Origin of the sequence: Desulfovibrio sp. 1188_IL3213, assembly GCF_036763145.1 — a bacterium.
In the GTDB taxonomy this organism is placed as follows: Bacteria; Desulfobacterota; Desulfovibrionia; order Desulfovibrionales; family Desulfovibrionaceae; genus Desulfovibrio.
Window position 1 is genome coordinate 1 of the sequence record NZ_JBAIYR010000743.1, and the last position, 255, is coordinate 255.

Annotated in this window: 1 protein-coding gene; it reads left to right on the forward strand. The window is 51.0% G+C overall.

Annotated elements, in window-relative coordinates; genetic code table 11:
* On the forward strand, positions 1-151 hold a 151-nt coding region (locus tag V6C16_RS14815), incomplete at its 5' end, for a proton-translocating transhydrogenase family protein (protein WP_333543639.1).
* Positions 152-255 lie beyond the last annotated feature (104 nt).

A 255-nucleotide genomic window follows, 5' to 3' on the forward strand; every position in this document is an offset into this window, starting at 1 on the left:
TCTTGGTGCGGTAACCGCGACCCATCTTGCCGGTTCGACCTTTTTCACGCTTCTGGGGGCTCTTGCCGTGGCAATGGCTATTGTCAACGTTTTCGGCGGATTCGACATCACCAATAAAATGCTCCGCATGGTCGCCGGGAAAAAGAAGTAGCCCTTCTCTGACCTCTGCATCAACCATAAACCGGAAGAAAGGGTTGCTGTGAAATGAATGCGATAACCTACAACATCATAGCCGGAATTCTTGTGGCGTCAGTG